The organism is Streptomyces sp. NPDC111802 (assembly GCF_055634335.1).
This window is the reverse complement of the sequence record NZ_JBVKCZ010000050.1, coordinates 20,678-44,287: the sequence shown is the minus strand read 5'-3', so window position 1 is coordinate 44,287 and position 23,610 is coordinate 20,678. Positions and strand designations below refer to the sequence as shown.

At 69.9% G+C, this 23,610-nt stretch carries 20 protein-coding genes and 1 tRNA gene; 10 read left to right on the top strand and 11 right to left on the bottom strand.

From position 1 onward, the window contains the following. The first annotated feature begins 22 nt into the window (after positions 1-22). From ACZ7NC_RS37860 to ACZ7NC_RS37845, 4 genes are all read left to right on the top strand, one after another. A complete protein-coding gene (locus ACZ7NC_RS37860) occupies positions 23-1,531 on the top strand; it encodes a cytochrome ubiquinol oxidase subunit I (protein ID WP_471495405.1) in 1,509 nt (502 codons plus the stop codon). Positions 1,532-1,551: 20 nt separating this feature from the next. After that, positions 1,552-2,571, top strand: a complete 1,020-nt coding sequence (gene cydB / locus ACZ7NC_RS37855) for a cytochrome d ubiquinol oxidase subunit II (RefSeq protein WP_471495403.1) — start codon at positions 1,552-1,554, stop codon at positions 2,569-2,571. 72 nt (positions 2,572-2,643) lie between these two features. Next, positions 2,644-6,141: a thiol reductant ABC exporter subunit CydD gene (gene cydD, locus ACZ7NC_RS37850; protein WP_471495401.1), complete on the top strand. Its 3,498-nt coding sequence runs from the start codon at positions 2,644-2,646 to the stop codon at positions 6,139-6,141. 144 nt (positions 6,142-6,285) lie between these two features. Next, a complete protein-coding gene (locus ACZ7NC_RS37845; RefSeq protein WP_471495399.1) occupies positions 6,286-7,362 on the top strand; it encodes a M23 family metallopeptidase in 1,077 nt (358 codons plus the stop codon). Between the two features lie 17 nt (positions 7,363-7,379). Here ACZ7NC_RS37845 and ACZ7NC_RS37840 read toward each other — a convergent pair whose 3' ends face one another. The 7 genes from ACZ7NC_RS37840 to ACZ7NC_RS37810 form a co-directional block, all read right to left on the bottom strand. After that, a complete protein-coding gene (locus ACZ7NC_RS37840) occupies positions 7,380-8,246 on the bottom strand; it encodes a Cof-type HAD-IIB family hydrolase (RefSeq protein ID WP_471495397.1) in 867 nt (288 codons plus the stop codon). A 137-nt stretch (positions 8,247-8,383) separates the two neighbouring features. Next, positions 8,384-9,286: an LLM class flavin-dependent oxidoreductase gene (locus ACZ7NC_RS37835; RefSeq protein WP_471495395.1), complete on the bottom strand. Its 903-nt coding sequence runs from the start codon at positions 9,284-9,286 to the stop codon at positions 8,384-8,386. 41 nt (positions 9,287-9,327) lie between these two features. Next, on the bottom strand, positions 9,328-9,774 hold the full coding sequence (locus ACZ7NC_RS37830; protein WP_471495393.1) for a hypothetical protein: 447 nt from the start codon (positions 9,772-9,774) through the stop codon (positions 9,328-9,330). Between the two features lie 25 nt (positions 9,775-9,799). Further along, the gene (locus ACZ7NC_RS37825) at positions 9,800-10,348 is read right to left on the bottom strand and encodes an RNA 2'-phosphotransferase (RefSeq protein ID WP_471495391.1); all 549 of its coding nucleotides are present in this window, start codon (positions 10,346-10,348) and stop codon (positions 9,800-9,802) included. Positions 10,349-10,470: 122 nt separating this feature from the next. Continuing rightward, the gene (locus ACZ7NC_RS37820; RefSeq protein ID WP_471495389.1) at positions 10,471-11,436 is read right to left on the bottom strand and encodes a MerR family transcriptional regulator; all 966 of its coding nucleotides are present in this window, start codon (positions 11,434-11,436) and stop codon (positions 10,471-10,473) included. A 54-nt stretch (positions 11,437-11,490) separates the two neighbouring features. Then, complete coding sequence (locus ACZ7NC_RS37815; protein ID WP_471495433.1) at positions 11,491-13,248, bottom strand: SDR family oxidoreductase; 1,758 nt, start codon at positions 13,246-13,248, stop codon at positions 11,491-11,493. Between the two features lie 8 nt (positions 13,249-13,256). Then, positions 13,257-14,108, bottom strand: a complete 852-nt coding sequence (locus ACZ7NC_RS37810) for a M24 family metallopeptidase (protein WP_471495387.1) — start codon at positions 14,106-14,108, stop codon at positions 13,257-13,259. Between the two features lie 255 nt (positions 14,109-14,363). Here ACZ7NC_RS37810 and ACZ7NC_RS37805 point away from each other — a divergent pair, with 255 nt between their 5' ends. From ACZ7NC_RS37805 to ACZ7NC_RS37780, 6 genes are all read left to right on the top strand, one after another. Then, positions 14,364-15,347 (top strand): ABC transporter ATP-binding protein, encoded by a 984-nt coding sequence (locus ACZ7NC_RS37805; RefSeq protein WP_471495431.1) that lies wholly within the window; start codon positions 14,364-14,366, stop codon positions 15,345-15,347. Beyond that, positions 15,337-16,260, top strand: a complete 924-nt coding sequence (locus ACZ7NC_RS37800; protein WP_471495385.1) for an ABC transporter permease subunit — start codon at positions 15,337-15,339, stop codon at positions 16,258-16,260. The genes ACZ7NC_RS37805 and ACZ7NC_RS37800 overlap by 11 nt, the downstream gene beginning before the upstream one ends. Beyond that, a complete protein-coding gene (locus ACZ7NC_RS37795; protein WP_471495383.1) occupies positions 16,257-17,168 on the top strand; it encodes an ABC transporter ATP-binding protein in 912 nt (303 codons plus the stop codon). The genes ACZ7NC_RS37800 and ACZ7NC_RS37795 overlap by 4 nt, the downstream gene beginning before the upstream one ends. Before the next feature lie 10 nt (positions 17,169-17,178). Next, positions 17,179-17,898: an ABC transporter permease subunit gene (locus ACZ7NC_RS37790; protein WP_471495381.1), complete on the top strand. Its 720-nt coding sequence runs from the start codon at positions 17,179-17,181 to the stop codon at positions 17,896-17,898. A gap of 115 nt (positions 17,899-18,013) precedes the next feature. Then, entirely contained in the window at positions 18,014-18,256 is a 243-nt protein-coding gene (locus tag ACZ7NC_RS37785; RefSeq protein WP_471495379.1) for an SGM_3592 family protein, read from the top strand. 265 nt (positions 18,257-18,521) lie between these two features. Continuing rightward, positions 18,522-18,623: transfer RNA gene (locus tag ACZ7NC_RS37780), tRNA-OTHER, on the top strand. A 92-nt stretch (positions 18,624-18,715) separates the two neighbouring features. Here ACZ7NC_RS37780 and ACZ7NC_RS37775 read toward each other — a convergent pair. From ACZ7NC_RS37775 to efeB, 4 genes are all read right to left on the bottom strand, one after another. Beyond that, on the bottom strand, positions 18,716-19,534 hold the full coding sequence (locus ACZ7NC_RS37775; protein ID WP_471495377.1) for an HAD family hydrolase: 819 nt from the start codon (positions 19,532-19,534) through the stop codon (positions 18,716-18,718). Further along, entirely contained in the window at positions 19,531-20,808 is a 1,278-nt protein-coding gene (serS, locus tag ACZ7NC_RS37770; RefSeq protein WP_471495375.1) for a serine--tRNA ligase, read from the bottom strand. The genes ACZ7NC_RS37775 and serS overlap by 4 nt, the downstream gene beginning before the upstream one ends. A 522-nt stretch (positions 20,809-21,330) precedes the next feature. Then, positions 21,331-22,263, bottom strand: a complete 933-nt coding sequence (gene pheA, locus ACZ7NC_RS37765) for a prephenate dehydratase (protein ID WP_471495373.1) — start codon at positions 22,261-22,263, stop codon at positions 21,331-21,333. Between the two features lie 51 nt (positions 22,264-22,314). Next, the gene (gene efeB, locus ACZ7NC_RS37760) at positions 22,315-23,610 is read right to left on the bottom strand and encodes an iron uptake transporter deferrochelatase/peroxidase subunit (protein WP_471495371.1); all 1,296 of its coding nucleotides are present in this window, start codon (positions 23,608-23,610) and stop codon (positions 22,315-22,317) included.

Genomic DNA, 23,610 nt, shown 5'->3' with positions numbered 1-23,610 from the left:
AGCGTATGTAAGGAGCGGCGACGTGGACCTGGCTTTGGCGCCGGAGACCTTGGCGCGATGGCAGTTCGGCATCACCACCGTCTACCACTTCCTGTTCGTCCCCCTGACGATCTCGCTGGCCGCCCTCACGGCCGGGTTGCAGACCGCCTGGGTACGCACGGAGAAGGAGAAGTACCTCAGGGCGACGAAGTTCTGGGGCAAGCTCTTCCTGATCAACATCGCAATGGGTGTCGTCACCGGCATCGTGCAGGAGTTCCAGTTCGGCATGAACTGGTCCGACTACTCCCGCTTCGTCGGTGACGTCTTCGGTGCTCCGCTCGCCTTCGAGGCGCTGATCGCCTTCTTCTTCGAGTCCACCTTCATCGGTCTGTGGATCTTCGGCTGGGACAAGCTGCCGAAGAAGATCCATCTGGCCTGTATGTGGATGGTCTCCATCGGCACGATCCTGTCGGCGTACTTCATCCTGGCGGCCAACTCCTGGATGCAGCACCCCGTCGGCTACAAGATCAACGAGGCCAAGGGCCGAGCCGAGCTCACCGACTTCTGGCTCGTGCTCACCCAGAACACCGCACTCGCCCAGGCCTTCCACACCCTCTCGGCGGCATTCCTCACCGGCGGCGCCTTCATGGTCGGCATCTCCGCCTTCCACCTGCTGCGCAAGAAGCACATCCGTGAGATGAAGACCTCGCTGCGGCTCGGCCTGGTCACCGTCGCCATCGGCGGCCTGCTCACCGCAGTCAGCGGTGACACGCTCGGCAAGATCATGTACGAGCAGCAGCCGATGAAGATGGCCGCGGCCGAGGCGCTGTGGGACGGCGAGGAGCCGGCACCCTTCTCGGTCTTCGCCGTCGGCGATGTGGACAAGGGCCACAACAAGGTCGCGATAGAGATTCCGGGCCTGTTGTCCTTCCTGGCCAAGGACGACTTCACCTCGTACGTGCCCGGCATCAACGACGTGAACAAGGCCGAGCAGGAGAAGTACGGCCCGGGCGACTACCGGCCCAACATCCCGGTCGCCTACTGGGGCTTCCGCTGGATGATCGGCTTCGGTATGACGTCGTTCGCCATCGGCCTGGTCGGGCTCTGGCTGACTCGCAAGAAGTTCATGCTGCCGCAGCACCTGAGGGTCGCTGACGACGAGGTGCCGCATCTGGTGCTCCTCCCGAAGAAGGCGCTCGGCCCGAAGCTGACCAAGTGGTACTGGCGCATCGCGATCTGGACCCTGGCCTTCCCGCTGATCGCCAACTCCTGGGGCTGGATCTTCACCGAGATGGGCCGTCAGCCCTGGGTCGTCTACGGCGTCCTGCGCACCCGTGACGCGGTCTCCCCCGGTGTCTCCCAGGGCGAGGTCCTCACCTCGATGATCGTCTTCACCACGCTGTACGCCATCCTCGCCGTCGTCGAGGTCAAGCTCCTCGCGAAGTACGTCAAGGCCGGCCCGCCCGAGCTGACGGAGGCCGACCTGAACCCGCCCACGAAGATCGGCGGCGACTCCCGTGACGCCGACAAGCCGATGGCCTTCTCGTACTAGGCCGAGGGAGCTGCACAGTCATGGAACTTCACGACGTCTGGTTCGTACTGATCGCCGTCCTGTGGACCGGCTACTTCTTCCTGGAGGGCTTCGACTTCGGGGTCGGCGTCCTCACCAAGCTGCTCGCCCGCAACCGGCCCGAGCGGCGGGTGCTGATCAACACGATCGGTCCCGTCTGGGACGGCAACGAGGTGTGGCTGCTGTCGGCGGGTGGTGCCACCTTCGCCGCCTTCCCCGAGTGGTACGCCACGCTCTTCTCCGGCTTCTATCTGCCGCTGCTGCTCATCCTGGTCTGCCTGATCGTCCGCGGTGTCGCCTTCGAGTACCGGGCGAAGCGGCCCGAGGAGGACTGGCAGCGCAACTGGGAGCAGGCCATCTTCTGGTGCTCGCTGCTCCCGGCGTTCCTGTGGGGCGTGGCCTTCGGCAACATCGTGCGGGGCGTGAAGCTCGATGAGAGCCATGAGTACGTCGGTGACGTCCTGGACCTGCTCAACCCGTATGCGCTCCTCGGTGGTCTGGTGACGCTGACGCTGTTCACCTTCCACGGTGCGGTGTTCACCGCGCTCAAGACCGTCGGGGAGATCCGGGAGCGGGCGCGGAAGCTGGCGCTGTGGGTCGGCCTCGCGACGGCGGTGCTGGCGCTGATCTTCCTGCTGTGGACGCAGGTCGAGAACGGCGACGGCGAGAGCCTGGTCGCGCTGGTCGTGGCCGTCGCGGCGCTGGTCGCGGCGCTCGTGGCCAATCAGACCGGGCGCGAGGGATGGTCGTTCGCCTTCTCCGGCGTCACCATCGTGGCCGCCGTGGCCATGCTCTTCCTGACGCTCTTCCCGAACGTCATGCCGTCCTCGCTCAATGACGAGTGGAGCCTCACGGTCACCAACGCCTCGTCGAGCCCCTACACCCTGAAGATCATGACCTGGTGCGCGGTGATCGCCACGCCGGTTGTCATGCTCTACCAGGGATGGACCTACTGGGTCTTCCGTAAGCGGATCGGCACGCAGCACATCGCCGCGGACGCCGCCGCGGGATCCGCGCACTGAGTCCGCAGGGGCGGGGTGGTTCACGATGTTTCACGTGAAACACCCCGCACTGGACCGAAGGGCCTGTTTCACGTGAAACCGATCGATCCCCGTCTTCTCCGATATGCCCGTGCCACTCGCCTTTTCCTGATCTCGGTCGTCGGCCTGGGTGCCGTCGGTGCGGGGCTGGTCATCGCCCAGGCGATGCTCATCGCCGAGGCGGTGGTGGGTGCGTTCCAGCACGGGATGTCCGCCGCTGAACTACGCACTCCCCTGCTGCTGTTGGCCGCTGTCGCGGTCGGCCGCGCGGTGGTTGCCTGGCTCACCGAACTTGCCGCTCACCGCGCGAGCGCGGCGGTGAAGTCCGAGCTGCGGGGTCGGCTGCTGGAACGGTCGGCTGAGCTGGGGCCCGGCTGGCTGAGCGGACAGCGGACTGGATCGCTGGTCGCCCTTGCCACGCGAGGGGTCGACGCCCTCGATGACTACTTCTCGCGCAATCTCCCGCAGTTGGGGCTCGCGGTGGTCGTGCCCGTGGCGGTGCTGGCGCGGATCATGACCGAGGACTGGGTCTCCGCGGCCATCATCGTCGGCACCCTGCCGCTCATCCCGATCTTCATGATGCTGATCGGCTGGGCCACGCAATCACGGATGGACCGTCAGTGGCAGCTGCTGTCCCGGCTGTCCGGGCACTTCCTGGACGTGGTCGCCGGGCTGCCGACCCTGAAGGTGTTCGGACGGGCCAAGGCGCAGGCCGAGTCGATCCGGCGGATCACCGGTGAGTACCGCCGGGCCACCATGCGGACCCTGCGGATCGCCTTCATCTCCTCCTTCGCGCTGGAGCTGCTCTCGACACTCTCGGTGGCGCTGGTCGCCGTGACGATCGGCATGCGGCTCGTCCACGGCGAGATGCATCTGTACGACGGCCTGGTCATCCTCGTCCTGGCACCCGAGGCCTATCTCCCGCTGCGGCAGGTGGGAGCGCAGTACCACGCGGCGGCCGAGGGGCTGTCCGCCGCTGAGGAGATCTTCGAGATTCTGGAGACTCCCGTGCCGGCATCCGGCACGGCGGCGGTTCCGACGGGCCCCGTGACCTTCGAAGCGGTCTCGGTTCGCTATCCCGGCCGGACCGCCGACGCCGTCGCGGACGCGTCCTTCATCGTCGAACCCGGTGAGACGGTCGCTCTCGTCGGGCCGAGCGGTGCGGGCAAGTCCACGCTGCTGAACGTGCTGTTGGGCTTTGTGCGGCCGACCGAGGGACAAGTCCTGGTCGGGGGAGCCGAACTCGCCGGACTCGACCTGACGGAGTGGCGCTCACGTATCGCCTGGGTACCGCAACGGCCACATCTGTACGCGGGGACGATCGCCGAGAACGTAAGGCTGGCGCGTCCCGACGCGGAAGACGCCGACGTACGGCGGGCGCTGGCGGATGCCGGAGCGCTGGAGTTCGTGGACGCACTGTCCGAGGGCGTCGACACCGTGCTGGGAGAGGACGGAGCGGGGCTGTCCGCGGGGCAGCGGCAGCGGCTCGCGCTCGCCCGGGCGTTTCTCGCGGACCGGCCCGTCCTGCTGCTCGACGAGCCGACGGCCGCGCTCGACGGGGCCACCGAGGCCGAGGTCGTGGAGGCCGTGCGGAGGCTGGCGGTGGGGCGGACGGTGGTGCTGGTCGTGCATCGGCCGGCGCTGCTGGGCGTGGCGGACCGGGTGGTGCGGCTCGCTGAGGTCGCTGCACCTGTGGCGGCGGAGGTCCTGACCAGGGCCTCAGTCGAGCGCCCGACCGAGAGCGAAGCACGCGACGGTTCCGCCTCGGACGACGCCGAGGCCGTACTGCTCGGGTCGGACGCGCGGGGCGTTCTCGCTCGCGTCCGTGCCATGTCCGGTCCGCGGCGTGGCCGCCTCGCCCTTGCCCTGCTGCTCGCGAGCCTCGCGCTCGCCAGTGCCGTCGGGCTCATGGCCACCTCCGGGTGGCTCATCTCGAGGGCCTCGCAGCAGCCGCCCGTGCTGTATCTGATGGTGGCCGTGACGGCGACGCGGGCCTTCGGCATCGGGCGGGCGGTGTTCCGGTACGCCGAGCGGCTGGTGTCGCACGACGCGGTGCTGCGGATGCTGGCCGACACCCGGGTCGCCGTGTACCGGCGACTGGAACGGCTGGCGCCCGCCGGGCTGCGCCGTACGCGTCGAGGCGATCTGCTGTCGCGGCTGGTCGCCGATGTGGACGCCCTTCAGGACTACTGGCTGCGGTGGCTGCTGCCCGCGGCCGCCGCGACCGTCGTCTCCGCGGGAGCCGTCGGCTTCACCGCCTGGCTGCTGCCCGAGGCCGGTGCGGCGCTCGCGGTCGGGCTGCTCGCGGCCGGCATCGGAGTCCCGCTCGTCACCGGAGCCGTAGCCCGCCGCGCCGAGCGCAGGCTGGCCCCCGCCCGCGGGGTACTGGCGACGCGCGTGACGGATCTGCTCACCGGCACCGCCGAGTTGACGGTCGCCGGTGCCCTGCCCAGCCGTACGGCCGAGGCGCGGCGGGCCGACGGGGCGCTGACCCGGATCGCCTCGCGGGCCGCCACCGCGACCGCCCTCGGTGCCGGACTCACCGCGCTGATCTCCGGGCTCACGGTCGCCGCCACCGCCCTCGTGGGCGCTCAGGCGGTCGCCGACGGACGCCTGGCCGGCGTGACGATGGCCGTCGTCGTCCTCACCCCGCTGGCCGCCTTCGAGGCCGTGCTGGGGCTGCCGCTCGCCGTGCAGTACCGCCAGCGCGTGCGCAGGAGCGCCGAGCGCGTCCATGAGGTGCTGGACGCGCCCGAGCCCGTACGGGAGCCGGAGCGGCCCCGCCAGGCGCCCGCGTCGCCCTTCCCGGTGGCCGTCAGGGGCCTGACCGCCCGTCACGCCGGCCAGGGCCGGGACGCGCTCGCCGGCTTGGACCTGACCTTGACGGAGGGGCGCCGGATCGCCGTCGTGGGACCGTCCGGATCCGGCAAGACGACGCTGGCGCAGGTGCTGCTGCGGTTCCTGGACGCGGACGGGGGTTCGTACACGCTGGGCGGCGTGGACGCGTACGCGCTGGACGGCGACGACGTACGACGGCTCGTCGGGCTGTGCGCGCAGGACGCGCATCTCTTCGACAGTTCCGTGCGCGAGAACCTGCTCCTCGCCAAGAAGGACGCGACCGAGGACGAACTGCGTGACGCCCTGGGGCGCGCCCGGCTGCTCGACTGGGCCGATGGCCTGCCCGACGGGCTGGACACGCTCGTGGGCGAGCACGGGGCGCGGCTGTCGGGCGGCCAGCGGCAGCGGCTCGCGCTGGCCCGCGCACTGCTCGCCGACTTCCCGGTCCTCGTGCTCGACGAACCCGCCGAGCACCTCGACCTGCCCACCGCCGACGCCCTCACCGCCGACCTGCTGGCCGCCACGGAGGGCCGTACGACACTGCTCATCACGCACCGACTGGCCGGCCTTGAGGCCGTGGACGAGGTGGTCGTCCTGGACGAGGGGCGGGTGGTGCAGCGGGGGACCTTCACGGAGCTGGCCGCCGTGGACGGTCCGCTGCGCAGGATGGTGGAGCGGGAGGAGGCGGCGGATCTGCTCGTGGGGGCGCCTTAGCGCTCGGGGTTCCGGACCCGTACGACCGGTGCATCCCTGCCGCCGCTCGCGTCAACCTCCGTACTGACCCGTCCGCAGCAACGCGTCCCCCAGGCGTACGACCTGAACAGGACCTGGCCCCACTCAGGGGCCAGGATCGCTGATATGCGCTCATATCGCCGTCGCCGTCTGGTTGTTCCGGCGCTGCTGTGTGCGCTCGTCCTGCTCGTGGCCCGGCCCGTCGAAGCCGTCGGCCAGGGCACCCCGGGCCGCAACGGCACCGGAACCGGTGGTGATCTGGGCCTCAGCGCGCAGGTGGCGCAGCTGTACGAGGACGCGGCCAAGGCGACCGAGCGGTACGAGACGGGGCGGCGGGTGGCCGAGGTGCAGCGGGCGCAGGCGCAGCGGATCGAGGTGCTGCTCGACCGCGAGCGGCGGGAGATCGGTGTGCTGCACGAGGACCTGGGCCGGATCGCACGCGCTCAGTACCGCACGAGCGGCGGGATGCCGCTGACCGCGCAGATCATCCTCGCGTCGAGCCCGGAGCAGCTGATGCGCGGTCAGCACGTGTTCTCGCAGACGAACCTGGCCGTCAACAACGCCATCGAGAAGAGCCGCCGCGCCGAGACGAAGCTCGCCAAGGACGAGGCCAGGGCCGAGGCGGCCTGGCGGACCCTGGAGAAGCGCAATGCCGAGCTCGCCGAGCTGAAGAGGGGTGTGGAGCAGAAGCTCGAAGAGGCGCGGTGGGAGTTGCAGGGGCAGGCCGACGCCTCCGTGGCCGCCGGCTCCTGCCCCGGTGCTGTCCGGCTGGACCAGAAGCAGAAGGAGTTCACCAGCGCGTGGGTCCCGCCGGTGGAGTCGTACGAGCTGTCCGCCGGGTTCGGCAGCGGAGGGCTGCGGTGGGCGAACCGGCACACCGGGCAGGACTTCGCGGTGCCGATCGGCACGCCGGTGCGGGCGGTCGGGGACGGGCGTGTGGTCAAGGTGGCGTGCGGCGGGGCCTTCGGCATGGAGGTCGTCGTCCGGCACGCGGACGGCTACTACACGCAGTACGCCCACCTGGCGTCCGTCGCCGTCGATCAGGGCGAGCAGGTCGACACCGGGCAGTGGATCGGCCAGTCGGGCACGACCGGCAACTCCACCGGACCGCATCTGCACTTCGAGGTACGGATCACGGCGGAGTTGGGTTCGGGGGTGGATCCGGTGCCGTGGCTGACGGAGCGGGGAGTAAAGCTCGGGTAGCCCTGGCCCGACCCGGCCTAGGGGCGCTTCAGCAACCGCTCGATCACGACCGCGACCCCGTCCTCATTGTTGGCGACCGTCCGGCCCGACGCGGCGGCGATCACATCCGGGTGGGCGTTGCCCATCGCGTACGACTGGCCCGCCCACGTCAGCATCTCGACGTCGTTCGGCATGTCCCCGAAGGCCACGACCTCCTCGTGCGAGATACCGCGCTCGGCACAGCACAGGGCGAGCGTGCTGGCCTTGGAGACGCCGGGGCCGCTGATCTCCAGCAGGGCGCTGGGGCTGGAGCGGGTGACATTGGCGCGATCACCGATGGCGAGGCGGGCCAGGGTGAGGAAGGCGTCGGGGTCGACGGTGGGGTGATAGGCGAGGATCTTGAGCACGGGCTCACCGGCGCCGGGCGCATCCGGCGCCAGGAGGTCCTCGGCCGGCGCGAGCTCGTCCGGTATCTCCATGTGCAGCTTGGGATAGTCCGGCTCCTGGTAGAAGCCGTACGTCTGCTCCACCGCGTACACCGTGCCGGGCGCCGCCTCACGCAGCAGCCGCACGGCGTCCAGCGCGTTCTCCCGGGCCAGCTCCCGCACCTTCACGAAGCGGTGGGTGCCGGGGCCGCCGTGCAGGTCGACCACCGCGGCGCCGTTGCCGCAGATCGCGAGGCCGTGACCATGGACGTGGTCGCTGACGACATCCATCCAGCGCGCCGGGCGGCCGGTGACGAAGAACACCTCGATGCCCGCCTCCTCGGCGGCGGCCAGCGCGGCGACCGTGCGGGGCGAGACGGACTTGTCGTCCCGCAGCAGGGTGCCGTCCAGGTCGGTGGCGATGAGTCGGGGGCGCACAGCGGCGGCCGGGTTCTGGGGCTGTCGAGTCGCTGAGGTCACCGGGTCATTCTCCCGCATATGCCTGCACGACCGTGCGGCGGTCCGCACATCTGATGCGGCACCTGAGGAGATACCGCCCCTGACAGCGCCCTGACCAGCCCTGCCACCTCCGTCGGGCTTGCGCCGGCTGCCCGGGCTCAGCGCAGCTGTGCCACCGCCTCCATGGCGATCTGCTCGAAGACCTTCTCGTCGGCCGCGAAATCCGAGTCGGGGATCGGCCAGTGGACCACGATCTCGGTGAATCCGAGCTCCTGATGGCGGCCCGCGAAGTCCACGAACGCGTCGAGGGACTCCAGAGGACGGCCGCGGTCCGGGGTGAACCCGGTGAGCAGAACCTTGTCGATGCCGGCCACGTCCCGTCCGATGGCAGCGCACGCGTCGGCCAGCTTCTCGACCTGTCCGCGAATGGCTTGAACCGACTGTTCAGGGGTGCCGTTCTCGTACAGCTTGGGGTCTCCCGTGGTCACCCAGGCCTGCCCGTACTGCGCCGCCAGCCGCAGCCCGCGCGGTCCGGTCGCGGCGACCGCGAAGGGCAGTCGGGGACGCTGCACACAGCCCGGGATGTTGCGTGCCTCGTGCGCCGAGTAGAAGTCGCCCTCGTACGACACCGAGTCCTCGGTCAGCAGCCGGTCCAGCAGTGCGACGAACTCCCCGAACCGGTCGGCACGCTCACGCGGGGTCCAGGGCTCCTGGCCGAGCGCGGTGGCGTCGAAGCCGGTGCCGCCGGCGCCGATGCCCAGGGTGACCCGCCCGCCCGAGATGTCGTCGAGGGAGATCAGCTCCTTGGCCAGCGTCACCGGCTGCCGGAAGTTCGGCGAGGTCACGAGGGTGCCCAGCCGCAGTCGGTCGGTGACGGCCGCCGCGGCGGTGAGCGTCGGCACGGCACCGAACCACGGGCCGTCCCGGAAGCTGCGCCAGGACAGGTGGTCGTAGGTGTAGGCGGTGTGGAAGCCGAGCTGCTCCGCACGCTGCCATGCCGCGCGGCCCCCCTCGGACCAGCGGCGATACGGGAGGATCACGGTGCTCAGGCGCAGACTCATGCATCGAGCGTATGCGGCCGCATGGGTTTCACGTGAAACCGTCACTGCACGCGGCTGCTCAGCCACGGAGTGAGGCCGATCATCGGCATGAACTCCTTGTGAGTCCGGTCCCCCGGCAGCGGCACGATCAGGAAGTAGCCCGGCGGGAAGCGGCGCGCCTTGACGTGGGCGAGGCCGTCGAAGACGGAGCGGAGGAAGGCGGGCACATCGTCGCGCGGGACGTCGGGGCACTCGACGCCCTCGACGGTGATCAGCGTGTCGTCCTCCGGGTAGAGCCGCACGCTCACCCTGGGCGAGCCTCCCAGCTCGACGTATGCCTCATGGGGCAGCGAGCCGTCCGGGTCCGTGGTGACGCCGACGCCGGCGGCGCTGCGGCGGGAGGTCCGGTCGGCGCCGATGTCATGGCTCACCTCGATCTCGCGGCCGTACTCGGCGGCGATGTCGCGCAATGCGGAGAGGGTGGCCTCGGTGGTGGGGAATTGGTCCATACCACCGATCATGCCGGAAGGCAGATCAGTGCGACTCGGGAAAGCTCAGATACTCCGGCGGTACGGCCTTCGTCAGCCACACCCCGTTCGCGCTGACGTGGAAGACATGGCCGTCGCGGTGCATGGCGCCGGCGTCCACGGAGAGCACCACCGGGCGGCCGCGTCGGGCGCCGACCCGGGTCGCGGTCTCTCGGTCGGCCGAGAGATGCACGTCATGCCTGTTCATGGGCCTGAGGCCCGTGCTGCGGATCGCGTCCAGGTTGGGCGCCACGGTGCCGTGGTAGAGGTACGGCGGCGGGGTCGCCGGGGGCAGCCCGAGCTCGACGTCGATGCTGTGGCCCTGGCTGGCGCGGATCCGGGTGCCTTCGATCGCGAAGCGCTTCTTGTCGTTGTGGGCGACCACGTGGTCCAGCTCTTCGCGGGTGAACCGGAATCCGTGCGCGGTCGCGGCGGCGATCAGCGCGTCGATCTCGATCCAGCCGCCCTCGTCGAGGATCAGCCCGATCCGCTCGGGCTGGTGGCGCAGGTGCTTCGAGAGGTACTTCGACACCTTCACGGTGCGTCTTTCGTCCATGTCACCAGCCTGCCGCGGGCGACACGAATCACGCGAATGATTTCGCCCTCAATGTTTGATCCACAGCCAAGTGCGGTTATCCACAGGGGAATTGGCGCTTCTGTGGACAACGAGCCGTAGTTTCAAGGGGTTTCGTCAAGATCGGTTGACGAGTGGTGGTTTCCGGCGATCCGGTCCAAGGCCCGGGCGCGCACCTCCCGTTCGGCGGCCAGCCGGATGAACTCCGCAGACTGCTCCGGGCCAACCAAGGCCTCGACGGCTCGCATTGTCTCCGTCGGTATGGCCACATTTCGGGTGATTTTGTGCGCATCCGGATCCTCGCCCGTGCCCAGCTTCCGGCGCAGATGCTGAACCGCCAACAGCCGCATCGCACGGGCGAGTTCCGCGTCCACCGTGTGCTGGGCGAGCGGGCGCAGACGCCGTACGAGAGAGGCCGCTTCGGCCGCCTCTGCGTCCGTCGGACGGTGCGGCCCTTCGAGGTAGCGGGCGAAGACGTGCTCGGTGGTGAACTCCAGGAAACGGGCCGCGATGTGCTCGACCTGCCCCCTCAACTCCCTTAGGTGGCCGGAGATCGCGGACAGCGGCACCCCGGCCGCGTGCAACTCCACTGCCACGGCCAGCTCTTGGGGGCTCGGCACCACGAAGGAGTCCTCGTCCCCCGGGACCGGCTCCAGCACGCCGAGCTCCACGGCCTCGGTCACCGCCGCGTCGTCCGGGGCGCCGCCGAAGCGCTCGTCCAACTCGGCGCGGGAGATCCGTACCGCCTCCTCGTCGCTCCACGGCCCGTCCACCTCCGCCGCCAGCCCGAGCACCCCGCCCAGGCCGCGACCGGCGTCCCAGGCCTCCAGGAGCTCCTTGATGGAGGCCAGGGTGTAGCCGCGGTCGAGGAGGTCGGCGATCTGGCGCAGGCGGTCGAGATGGGCGTCCGAGTAGACGTTGGCGCGGCCACGGCGCTCGGGGCGGGGAAGCAGGCCCCGGTCCTGGTAGGCGCGGATGGTGCGGACGGTGGCACCGCTGAGGTGCGCGAGGTCCTCGATCCGGTACGCCGACGGCGCCGGGCCGTCGGCCGTGCGGCCGACCTCACTCATGGCAGCGGCTCCGTACTCATGGCGGTGGTCCAGGCCGCCGGCGGCGGTCCACGCTCACAGCGGTGGCTCCAGCCGTGCGATCCTGCGCAGCGCCTTCGGCGTGAACCTCGACATCAGATACGCCCCCCGCGCCTCCGGCGTCACCGGGACGACCGCCTCACCGCGCACGACCGCCCGCAGGATCGCGTCGGCGACCTTCTCCGGCGGGTAGTTCCGCAGTCCGTACAGCCGCGCTGACTTCTTCTGGCGCCGCTTCTCCTCCTCGGTGTCCACCCCGGCGAAGCGTGCGGTCGAGGTGATGTTGGTGTTGACGAAGCCCGGGCATATCGCGGTGACGCCGATGTCCTGCCCCGCCAGCTCAGCGCGCAGGCACTCGCTCAGCATCAGTACGGCGGCCTTGGAGGTGCTGTAGGCGGGCAACGCCTTGGAGGGCTGGTACGCCGCCGCCGACGCGGTGTTGACGATGTGGCCGCCCTGCCCGCGCTCGGCCATCTGCCTGCCGAAGAGCCGGCAGCCGTGGATGACGCCCCACAGATTGACGTCGAGGACCTTCTTCCAGTCCTCCGGTGTGGTGTCGAAGAAGGAGCCCGACAGCCCGATCCCGGCGTTGTTCACCAGGACGTCCACCACGCCGTACTCGGAGGCGACGCGCGCGGCGAGCTTCTCCATGGCCTGCTCGTCGGAGACGTCGACCGTCTCCGCCCAGGCCTGTGGTGCGCCGATCAGCCGGGACATCTCGGCGGTGCGGGCCGCGGCCTCCGCGTCCCGGTCGACGGCCACCACACGCGCGCCGGCCTCCGCGAACGCGTACGCCGTGGCCCGTCCGATGCCGCTGCCCGCGCCGGTGACCAGGACGAGCTGCCCGCCGAAGCGGTCGGCGTACTTCCCGGTCGCCTTCACCGCCTTGGGCCGCCCGCCTTCCACGGAGGTCACGAACTCAGTGATCCAGGCGGCCAGCTGGTCGGGCCGGCTGCGCGGGATCCAGTGCTTGGCCTGGAGGGTGCGCCGGGTCAACTGCGGAACCCACAGCTCCAGTTCGTCGTGGAGCCGCTCCGACAGGAAGGCGTCCTGTAGGGGCGTGATGAGCTGCACGGGCGCGTGTGCGTATGCGTCGGCGCGCGGGCGGGCCAGCCGGGGCCGTACGTTGTCCCGGTACAGCCACGCCCCATGCGCCGCGTCCGTCGGCAGCGACGAGGTCGGGTAGCCGTCGCCGGGCACCTTCTCCACCCGCTCCAGGATGCGCGGCCAGCGCTTGCCGAGGGGGCCGCGCCAGGCCAGCTCGGGCAGAACGGGCGTGTGCAGCGCGTAGACGTACCAGGACTTGGCGCCCTGGCCGAGGAGCTGCCCGACCCGGCGCGGGGTGGGGCGCTTCAGGCGCTTGTTGATCCAGTGGCCGAAGTGGTCGAGGGACGGCCCGGACATCGAGGTGAAGGACGCGATCCGGCCCTCGGTGCGCTGGACGGTGGCGAACTCCCAGGCCTGCACCGAGCCCCAGTCGTGGCCCACGACATGCACGGGCCGGTCCGGACTGACCGCGTCCGCGACGGCGAGGAAGTCGTCCGTCAGCTTCTCCAGCGTGAACCCGCCCCGCAGCGGCTTGGGCGGCGTCGACCGGCCGTGGCCCCGGACGTCGTACAGCACGACATGGAAGCGGTCGGCCAGCCGCGGCGCGACCTCGGACCACACCTCCTTGCTGTCCGGATAGCCGTGCACGAGGATCACCGTCGGCTGCCCCGGATCGCCCAGCTCGGCGACGCACAGCTCGACCCCGCCGGTCCGCACCCGGCGCTCGCGTGCGCCCTGAAGAGTCACCGGCACCGTCACTTCTCCTCCGCCCAGCGCCGCACATGCGGCAGATCGTCGTCCAGCCAGAAGGCGCTCTCCTCGGGATCCGCGGAGTCGGTGACGACCAGGATCTCCTCGAACTTCGCGCCGGTACCCCGGAAACCGAGGTGCGGTTCGACCGCCCACAGGCCAGGCCGCGGCGGGTGGTCGGAGAAGCGGTACGGCGACCACAGCGGGGACCAGCCCTCGCGGTGACCGTGCAACGCGTCGCTCGCCAGGCCCTTCAGGGACTGGGTGCCGAACCCGAACACATGCGGTGACCAGCGGCGCTCCTCGACCCGGTCGACCTTGTGCGCGATCACGCCGAAGGGGTAGGCGCGGTGCCGGTTGGCGTAGCCCTGGCGGACCATGAGCCGGTCCACGTCCTCGTAGATCTCCCGCAGCGGCCGCCGCTCGCGCACCTCGCGCAGGATCAGCTCCCGGTGTGCCTCCAGGTCGGCCATCAGCTTGTCCTGCACCGGGTTGATGCCGAGCGAGCCGGAGTAGCCGATGTCGGCCGTGCAGCCCTCGTACACCGGGGCCATGTCCAGGATGAACGGCATCCCGGGCTCAAGGCGGCGGTTGGTCGGGAAGAACTGCAGGGGGATGCGGAAGTTCACGAACGCCGTGCGGTCCCCGAACCAGGCGAAGGGCAGATGGAACCAGTCCCGCACCCCGCGCTCACGCAGCCATTCGCGCTGCATGCGCGCCGCCTCGCGCTCGGTGATGCCGGGCTCCAGCTGCGCCGCGACGGCCTCCGCGCACTCGTACGCCAGCCGCTGGACCCGTCTGAACCCGCGCAATTCCGTGGATTCCGCACGGAGTTCGCCTGTCGCCGCCGTAGTCATGCCACCGCCCCACTTTGTCCACGCTGACTGCGGTACGTGCCCGTAACTTGACACTGGTGAATGTGACAGTTGTTAGAGGCTGCGTCAATAGGGCTGCCCAAGGCTGTGGAAAACCCTCATGATGTGGAAAACCAGGGCGTCGTTGTTCGACCTCAGGGTGACCCCTAGGGCCCCGTACGTCTGGAGTCTGACCCCAAGACAGCTCTACGGGGTGACGACCGGCGTGGCCGGCGTCACTACCTTCGAAGCGTGACTGTGATCGCGACCGAAAGCCTGAGCAAGCGGTTCCCCAGGGTGACCGCGCTTGACCGGCTGACCATGGACATCGGGCCCGGGGTGACCGGACTCGTCGGAGCCAATGGAGCCGGCAAGTCCACCATGATCAAGATCCTGCTGGGTCTGTCCCCCGCCACCGAGGGCCGCGCCGAAGTGCTCGGACTCGACGTCGCCACCAAGGGCGGCGCCATCCGCGAGCGCGTCGGGTACATGCCGGAGCACGACTGTCTGCCGCCCGACGTCTCGGCCACCGAGTTCGTCGTGCACATGGCCCGCATGTCCGGCCTGCCGCCCACCGCCGCGCGCGAGCGCACCGCGGACACCCTGCGCCATGTCGGTCTGTACGAGGAGCGCTACCGCCCCATCGGCGGCTACTCGACCGGCATGAAGCAGCGCGTGAAGCTGGCGCAGGCCCTGGTGCACGACCCGGACCTGGTCTTCCTGGACGAGCCGACCAACGGCCTCGACCCGGTTGGCCGCGACGAGATGCTCGGCCTCATCCGCCGTATCCACACCGACTTCGGCATCTCGGTCCTGGTCACCTCGCACCTGCTGGGCGAGTTGGAGCGCACCTGCGACCACGTCGTCGTCATCGACGGCGGCAAGCTCCTGCGCTCCAGCTCCACCACGGACTTCACCCAGACCACGACGACCCTCGCCATCGAGGTCACCGACACCGACGACCACCCGGACGGCACCCGCGCGGTGCGCGACGCGCTCCACGCGCGCGGGGTCGACGTCCTCGACGGCAGCGGCGGCCTCCCCGGCGCCGGCCACATCCTGCTGCTCACCGCGCAGGGCGACGAGACCTACGACCTGGTGCGCGACGTGGTCGCCGACCTCGGCCTCGGCCTGGTGCGGATGGAACAGCGCCGGCACCACATCTCGGAGGTCTTCACCGACGGCGAGCAGAGCACCGGCACCGGCGAACAGCGGAAGGAGGCGGTCGGCCATGGCGGTTGAGCACCCTGTAGCCACGCAGTCGGGTGACCAGACCCGGATCCACAACATCGGCTACCGCAACTACGACGGCCCCCGACTCGGCCGCTCCTACGCGACCCGCTCGCTCTACTCGCAGTCCCTGCGCGGCTCCTACGGCCTCGGCCGCTCGGTGAAGTCCAAGGTGCTGCCGATGCTGCTGTTCGTGGTGATGTGCGTGCCCGCGGCCATCATGGTCGCCGTCGCTGTCGCCACCAAGGCCAACGACCTGCCCGTCGACTACACGCGCTACGCGATCATCATGCAGGCCGTGATCAGCCTGTACGTCGCCTCGCAGGCACCCCAGTCCGTCTCCCGCGACCTGCGCTTCAAGACCGTACCGCTGTACTTCTCGCGGCCCATCGAGACCGCCGACTACGTCCGCGCGAAGTTCGCCGCGCTGGCCTCCGCGCTGTTCATCCTCACCGCGGCCCCGCTGCTGGTGCTCTATGTGGGCGCGCTGCTGGCCAAGCTCGACTTCGCCGACCAGACCAAGGGATTCGCACAGGGACTCGTGTCCGTCGCACTGCTCTCGCTGCTGTTCGCCGGCATCGGCCTGGTCATCGCTTCGGTCACCCCGCGCCGCGGCTTCGGCATCGCGGCCGTGATCGCCGTGCTGACCATCTCGTACGGCGCGGTCTCCACGCTCCAGGCCATCGCCGACGCCCAGTCCATCAACGGCGGGGGCAGCGCCGACGCCATCGCCTGGATCGGCCTCTTCTCGCCCGTCACGCTCATCGACGGGGTCCAGTCCGCCTTCCTGGGCGCGAGCTCCGCCTTCCCCGGCGGGGTGGGCCCGAGCAACGGCGAAGGCGTCGTCTACGTCCTCGTCAGCCTGGGCCTGATCGCCGCCAGTTACGGCCTCCTGATGCGCCGCTACCGAAAGGTCGGACTGTGACCACGCTCTCGATCGACCACGTCTCCCGCTGGTTCGGCAATGTGGTCGCCGTCAACGACATCACCATGACGATCGGCCCCGGCGTCACCGGCCTCCTCGGCCCCAACGGCGCCGGTAAGTCCACCCTCATCAACATGATGGGCGGCTTCCTGGCCCCCTCCACCGGCACCGTCACCCTCGACGGACAGCAGGTCTGGCGCAACGAGTCGATCTACAAGCACATCGGCATCGTCCCCGAGCGCGAGGCGATGTACGACTTCCTCACCGGCCGCGAATTCGTAGCCGCCAACGCCGAGTTGCACGGCCTGGGCGCCAAGGCCGCCCAGAAGGCACTGGCCACGGTCGAGATGGAGTACGCCCAGGACCGGAAGATCTCCACGTACTCCAAGGGCATGCGCCAGCGCGTGAAGATGGCGAGCGCCCTCGTCCACAACCCCTCGCTGCTGCTGCTCGACGAGCCCTTCAACGGCATGGACCCGCGTCAGCGGATGCAGTTGATGGACCTGCTGCGGAAGATGGGCGACGAGGGCCGCACGGTGCTCTTCTCGTCCCACATCCTCGAAGAGGTCGAGCAACTCGCCTGGCACATCGAGGTCGTCGTCGCCGGGCGGCACGCGGCCAGCGGTGACTTCCGCAAGATCCGCCGCCTGATGACCGACCGCCCGCACCGCTACCTGGTGCGCTCCAGCGACGACCGTACCCTCGCGGCCGCGCTGATCGCCGACCCGTCGACGTCCGGCATCGAGGTCGACCTGGCCGAGGGCGCGCTGCACATCCAGGCCGTCGACTTCGGCCGCTTCACCACCCTGCTGCCGAGGGTGGCGCGCGACCACGGCATCCGCCTGCTCACGGTCTCGCCGTCCGACGAGTCGCTCGAGTCCGTCTTCTCGTATCTTGTCGCGGCGTAGGAGGCCGAAGATGTACGACCCCACAGTCGCCCGACTCACTTACCGGGCCCTGCTCGGCCGTCGCCGGGCCCTCATCCTGGGCGCCCTGCCCCTGCTGCTCATCGCCATTTCCGTGGTGGTGCGCGCCCTCGCCGGCGCCGACGACCAGACCGCGTCGGACCTGCTCGGCGGGCTGGCGCTGGCCACCATGGTGCCGATCATCGGCGTCATCGCCGGCACCGGCGCGATCGGGCCGGAGATCGACGACGGCTCGGTGGTGTACCTGCTGTCCAAGCCGGTGAAGCGGCCGACGATCATCTTCACCAAGCTGATCGTGGCCATCGCCGTGACGATGGTGTTCTCGGCACTGCCCACCTTCATCGCCGGGTTCATCCTGAACGGCAACGGCCAGCAGATCGCCGTCGCCTACACGGTCGCCGCGCTGGTCGCCTCCATCGCGTACGCGGCGATCTTCCTGCTGCTCGGGACGGTGTCCCGGCACGCGGTGGTCTTCGGCCTCGTCTACGCGCTCGTCTGGGAGGCCCTGTTCGGCTCCCTGGTGTCCGGCGCGCGCACGCTGAGCGTCCAGCAGTGGTCGCTGGCGGTCGCGCAGAAGGTCGCCGGCGGGGACATGGTGACGTCGGACGTCGCACTGCCCACGGCGACGGTGTTGCTGGCGGTGGTCACCGTCCTCGCCACCTGGTACGCGGGCCAGAAGCTGCGGTCGCTGACGCTGGCGGGCGAGGAGTAGGCAGGCGGGGAGTAAGGAGCCGGGCCCCTGACGGGGCCCGCTCTTGACGGGGGCTTCACCTCTGTCCGGGCACACTGGGCAAAGGGGGGTGCACTGCACGAACTGGAGGACGGGGATGGCAGGCGGTACGTCACAGCACGAGGATCGCGAACGATCCGGGGACGACACCTGGGACGACCTGGTCCTGGACGACGACTTCATCCGCGCTGCCGAGACCTCGGAACCCTCCGCCCGGGCCCGGATGCTGGCCGCCCGCTGGCGCCGGGAGCAGCCCGAACCGCAGCCGTGGCGCTCCGACGAACCGCCCGCCGGATGGTTCTTCAGCAAGGGGCGCCGGCGCAAGTGGCGACGCCGTTGATCCCGCTACGGCCGTTTTATTCGGTGGCGGCCAACTCGGCGTACAGGCACCATGGTTGTGTCGAAGTCGCTGGTTGAGACCGGCGCCGCGTTCTGGGAGAGGAGTTGGATGATGTCCATGCACGACAGTACGTCCAGCTCCCGTCAGGGCAGCCCGCGGCGGGCTCCGGTGTAGTTACCCCACCGTCGAGCGCGCTCCGCACACGGAGCTGTCCGGGGCGGCCGCTTCGAGCACGCGATGTCGCTCTCGCGTGGGTCGCCCACCCGGAGGATTGGCCGAGTGGTAAGGCACCGGCTTGCGCTGTGCTCAATCAAAGCAAGTCGTGGTCGGGGGAAACCCCGCGCACGTTCGATCCGTGCATCCTCCGCGAGACGTTGCCACTGAGGCTTGGCCGATGTGCAGGGGCTGGGCCGCGTCGAGAAGGTACCCGGCGCTGCGGCTGAGAGTCAGCCGCCGGCGTCAGCCGAGCAACCGCTCCAGCATCACTGCGATCCCGTCCTCCTCGTTGGAGGCCGTCACCTCGTCTGCCACCGCCCTGAGCGCCTCATGTGCGTTGGCCATGGCCACCCCGTGGGCCGCCCAGGCGAACATCGGGAGGTCGTTGGGCATGTCGCCGAAGGCGATCGTGTCCGCCGCCTTCATGCCCAGACGCCGGGCCGCCAGGGACAGACCGGTCGCCTTGGACAGGCCGAGGGGGAGCAGCTCCACGATGCCCGCGCCCGCCATCGCCACCGTGACGAAGCCGCCCGCGGCCCGGTGTGCGGCCTTGGCCAACTCGTCGTCCGTCAGGTCCGGATGCTGTATGTAGATCTTGTTCAGCGGGGCGGTCCACAGGTCCGACGCGTCCGTGAACGGGGTCGACGGGAGCGTGCCCGTGACCGCGTAACCGGGGCCCACCAGGACCTCGCCGTCCAGACCGTCACGGCTCGCCGCGAGGAACAGCGGGCCGACCTCGGCCTCGATCTTGGCCAGTGCCACGCCCGCCAGTTGCCGGTCCAGGGTCACCGACGTCAGCAGGCGGTGCTCGCCGGCGTCGTACACCTGCGCGCCCTGGCCGCACACGGCGAGGCCCTGGTAGCCGAGGTCGTCGAGGATGTGCCGGGTCCAGGGGACCGCGCGGCCGGTGACGACGATGTGCGCGGCGCCCGCCTCGGTGGCCGCGGCGAGGGCGTCCCGGGTGCGTCGGGAGACCGACTCGTCGGAGCGCAGGAGCGTTCCGTCGAGGTCGGTCGCGATCAGCCTGTAGGGGAACCCACCGGAGGGAGACGCAGTGCTCACTTCGTGACCGGTTCCAGGACCTCACGGCCGCCGAGGTACGGGCGCAGCACCTCGGGGACCCGGACGGAGCCGTCGGCCTGCTGGTGGTTCTCCAGGATCGCCACGATGGTGCGCGGCACGGCGCACAGCGTGCCGTTCAGCGTCGCCAGCGGCTGGACCTTCTTGCCGTCGCGCTGGCGGACGGAGAGGCGGCGGGCCTGGAAGCTGTCGCAGTTGGAGGCCGAGGTCAGCTCGCGGTACTTGCCCTGGGTCGGGATCCACGCCTCGCAGTCGAACTTGCGGGAGGCGGAGGCACCCAGGTCGCCCGAGGCCACGTCGATGACCTGGAAGGGCAGCTCAAGACCGGTCAGCCACTGCTTCTCCCACTCCAGGAGCCGCTTGTGCTCGTTCTCGGCGTCCTCGGGGGCGACGTACGAGAACATCTCGACCTTGTCGAACTGGTGCACGCGGAAGATGCCCCGGGTGTCCTTGCCGTAGGTGCCGGCCTCGCGGCGGAAGCACGGCGAGAAGCCGGCGTAGCGCAGCGGCAGCTGGTCGGCCTCCAGGATCTCGTCCATGTGGTACGCGGCGAGCGGGACCTCGGAGGTGCCGACCAGGTAGTAGTCGTCCTTCTCCAGGTGGTACACGTTCTCCGCGGCCTGGCCGAGGAAGCCGGTGCCCTCCATGGCACGCGGGCGGACCAACGCGGGGGTCAGCATCGGGATGAAGCCGGCCTCGGTGGCCTGGGCGATCGCCGCGTTGACCAGGGCCAGCTCCAGCAGGGCGCCGACGCCGGTGAGGTAGTAGAAGCGCGAGCCGGAGACCTTGGCGCCGCGCTCGACGTCGATGGCGCCCAGCGCCTCGCCGAGCTCCAGGTGGTCCTTGGGCTCGAAGCCCTCGGCGGCGAAGTCGCGGATGGTGCCGTGCGTCTCCAGGACGACGAAGTCCTCCTCGCCGCCCACGGGGACGTCGGGGTGGACGAGGTTGCCGAGCTGGAGGGCGAGGCGCTTGGTCTCCTCGTCGGCCTCGTGCTGCTCGGCGTCGGCCGCCTTGACGTCGGCGGCCAGCTGGCTCGCCTTCTTCAGCAGCTCGGCCTTCTCGTCCGCGGAGGCCTTGGGGATGAGCTTGCCGAGCTGCTTCTGCTCGGAACGCAGCTCGTCGAAGCGGACGCCGGACGACCTGCGCCGCTCGTCGGCAGACAGGAGGGCGTCGACGAGCGCGACATCCTCTCCACGGGCGCGCTGCGAGGCGCGCACTCGGTCGGGGTCCTCACGAAGCAGGCGAAGGTCAATCACGCGCTCAAGGCTACCGGGGAGGGGTGACAGCCCACGACTCGCTATTCCGAACTGCGGCTTACGTTGCGTTATGGGCAAATTGCGAAACGTGTCAATAAAAAGCGTCTCACTCCCTGGGACGGGGCAAGCGCGAGGCGGCCGGTTGACCGGAATCCCTTGTGGAGAACGGGACTTGGGCCTCGGTTGTCCACAGGAATCCCCAACCTCCGAAGAGTTATCCACAGGGTGTGTGGATGGACTGTGGACGTCGGAATTGATCACTCCGTAACGCGGTGATCAAGTTGAGGATTCCCAGGACAAACCCGCTCCACCCGCACTTTTGAGTGGAAACCGGTCGCCCCAAAGGATTGCCCAAAGGAAAAGAGTGGACGAAGGGTGACTTGCGCGCCGGTGGACGCGGAGACGGCCTGGGGGGCGATATGTCGACAGACTCGCCTTCTCCTGTCGACTTGTCCCCAGGTCGAGATGAGTACCTGTGGATAACTCCTGTGGATAACGACGATCGGCTGGTAGGACCGGCGCTCAGAACCGCCCGTCCTGGCATCGCGCCACCCAGTCCGCCGCCGACACGAACTCCTCGTCCGACGTCCCCAGCCGCGGCGGCTCCGCATCCCCCGGCTTGATGTCCGCCCGCGGATACGAGCCCAGGAAGCGCACCTCCAGGCAGATCCGCTTGAGCCCCATCAGCGCCTCTGCCACCCGGCGGTCGGAGATATGGCCCTCGGCGTCGATGCAGAAGCAGTAGTTGCCGATGCCCGCGCCGGTCGGCCGTGACTGGAGCAGCATCAGGTTGATGCCGCGCGTGGCGAACTCACCCAGAAGGTCGCGCAGTCCACCGGGATGGTCGTCGCGCTGCCACAGCACGACGGACGTCTTGTCCGCGCCGGACGGCGCCGCCGGCCGCGCGGGCCGGCCCACCAGCACAAAGCGTGTCTGCGCGTTCTCCGCGTCGTGGATCCCGCTCTCCAGGACCTCCAGGCCGTACAGCGCGGCGGCGAACTCACCGGCGAAGGCCGCGTCGTACTGGCCCTCCTGGACCAGGCGAGCGGCGTCAGCGTTGGAGGCGGCCGACTCCCAGTGGGCGTCGGGGAGGTTGTTCCTGAGCCAGTTGCGCACCTGCGGCTGGGCGGCCGGATGCGCCGAGACCGTCTTGATGTCCGACAGCTTCGTGCCCGGCCTGACCAGCAGCGCGAAGGTGATCGACAGCAGCACTTCGCGGTAGATCATGAGCGGTGCGCCCGCGACCAGCTCGTCGAGCGTGGTCGTGATACCGCCCTCCACGGAGTTCTCGATCGGCACGAACGCGGCCTCGGCCTCGCCGACGCGCACCGCGTCGAGCGCGGACTGCACGGACACGTAGGGGATCAGCTCCCGGGTCGCGGCCTCGGGAAGCGTGCGCAGGGCGGCCTCGGTGAAGGTGCCCTCGGGGCCGAGATAGGCATAGCTCGCTGGCATGACCTCACCCTAATGGGCCTTGCGAAACCCGGCGCACGCCTCTCAGCCGTGTCACGCCTCCAGCAACCGCTGCCCCACGTACTCCCCCTCGGCCGCCCCGCCCGGCACCGCGAACAGTCCGCTCGCCTCGTGCCGGATGTACTTCGACAGGGCGTCGCCCCGGTCGAGCTTGCGCTGGATCGTGACGAACCCACGCAGCGGGTCGGCCTGCCAGCAGATGAAGAGCAGGCCCGCGTCGGGCACCCCGTCCGCGTCGATGCCGTCGTGGTACGAGAACGGACGCCGCAGCATGGCCGCCCCGCCGTTCTGGTCGGGCCTGGTGATGCGCGCGTGGGCATTGATCGGGACGACCAGATTCCCGGCCTTGTCCGTCTTCTCCAGGTCCATCTCGGTCGTCTCGGTGCCCCCCGACAGCGGCGCCCCGTCGGACTTGCGGCGCCCGATGACGTCCTCCTGCGCCTTGACCGAGAGCTGCTCCCAGTCGTCGAGGAGCATGCGGATACGGCGTACGACGGCGTAGGAGCCGTTCGCCATCCAGGCCGGGTCCTTCGAGCCGGACGCCGGGACGAAGATCCGCTGGTCGAAGTCGGCGTCCGTCTGCTTCGGATTGCGGGTGCCGTCCATCTGGCCCATCAGATTGCGGGCCGTCATCGGGTGCGCGGTGGCACCCGGCGAGCGGTTGAAGCCGTTCATCTGCCAGCGCACCTTGGCGGCCCTGCCCGCGTCCTTCTGGATCGCGCGCAGGGCGTGGAAGGCGACCAGCGCGTCGTCGGCACCGATCTGCACCCACAGATCGCCGTTGCTGCGCGCCTTGTCCAGCTGATCGGAGGAGAAGTCGGGCAGCGGGTCCAGGGAGACCGGGCGTTGCTTCTCCAGGCCGGTCCGGGCGAAGAAGCTGTGCCCGAAGCCGAAGGTGATCGTCAGCGACGACGGTCCGGCATCCCGGGCGACATCCGTGTCGTCCTGCTGCGCCGCCTCGCCCGCCATCAGCCGCCGAGCCGTCTCCGACCAGCGGCGCAGCAACGCCGCCGCCTCCTTGCGGCCCGCGCCCGCCGCCAGGTCGAAGGCGACGACGTGCCCGCGCGCCTGGAGTGCCTGGAGGATGCCGGGCTGATGTTTCCCGTGAAACATCACCTGATCGGCCCCCAGCGAGGTCAGCGGCGTCGCCTCGGCCGGCCGGGCGGCGTAACGCACGGCCCCGCCGGCCGCGCCGAGCACCAGCCCGGTGGCACCGGCGGTCCCGAGCAGGAGCCGTCGCGAGATGCCCTCCTTGGGGGAGGCGCTTTCCTGAGAGTCGCCATTAAGTGCGCTCTCACCATTCGGTGCCTTGATGGACTGGTCAGCCAT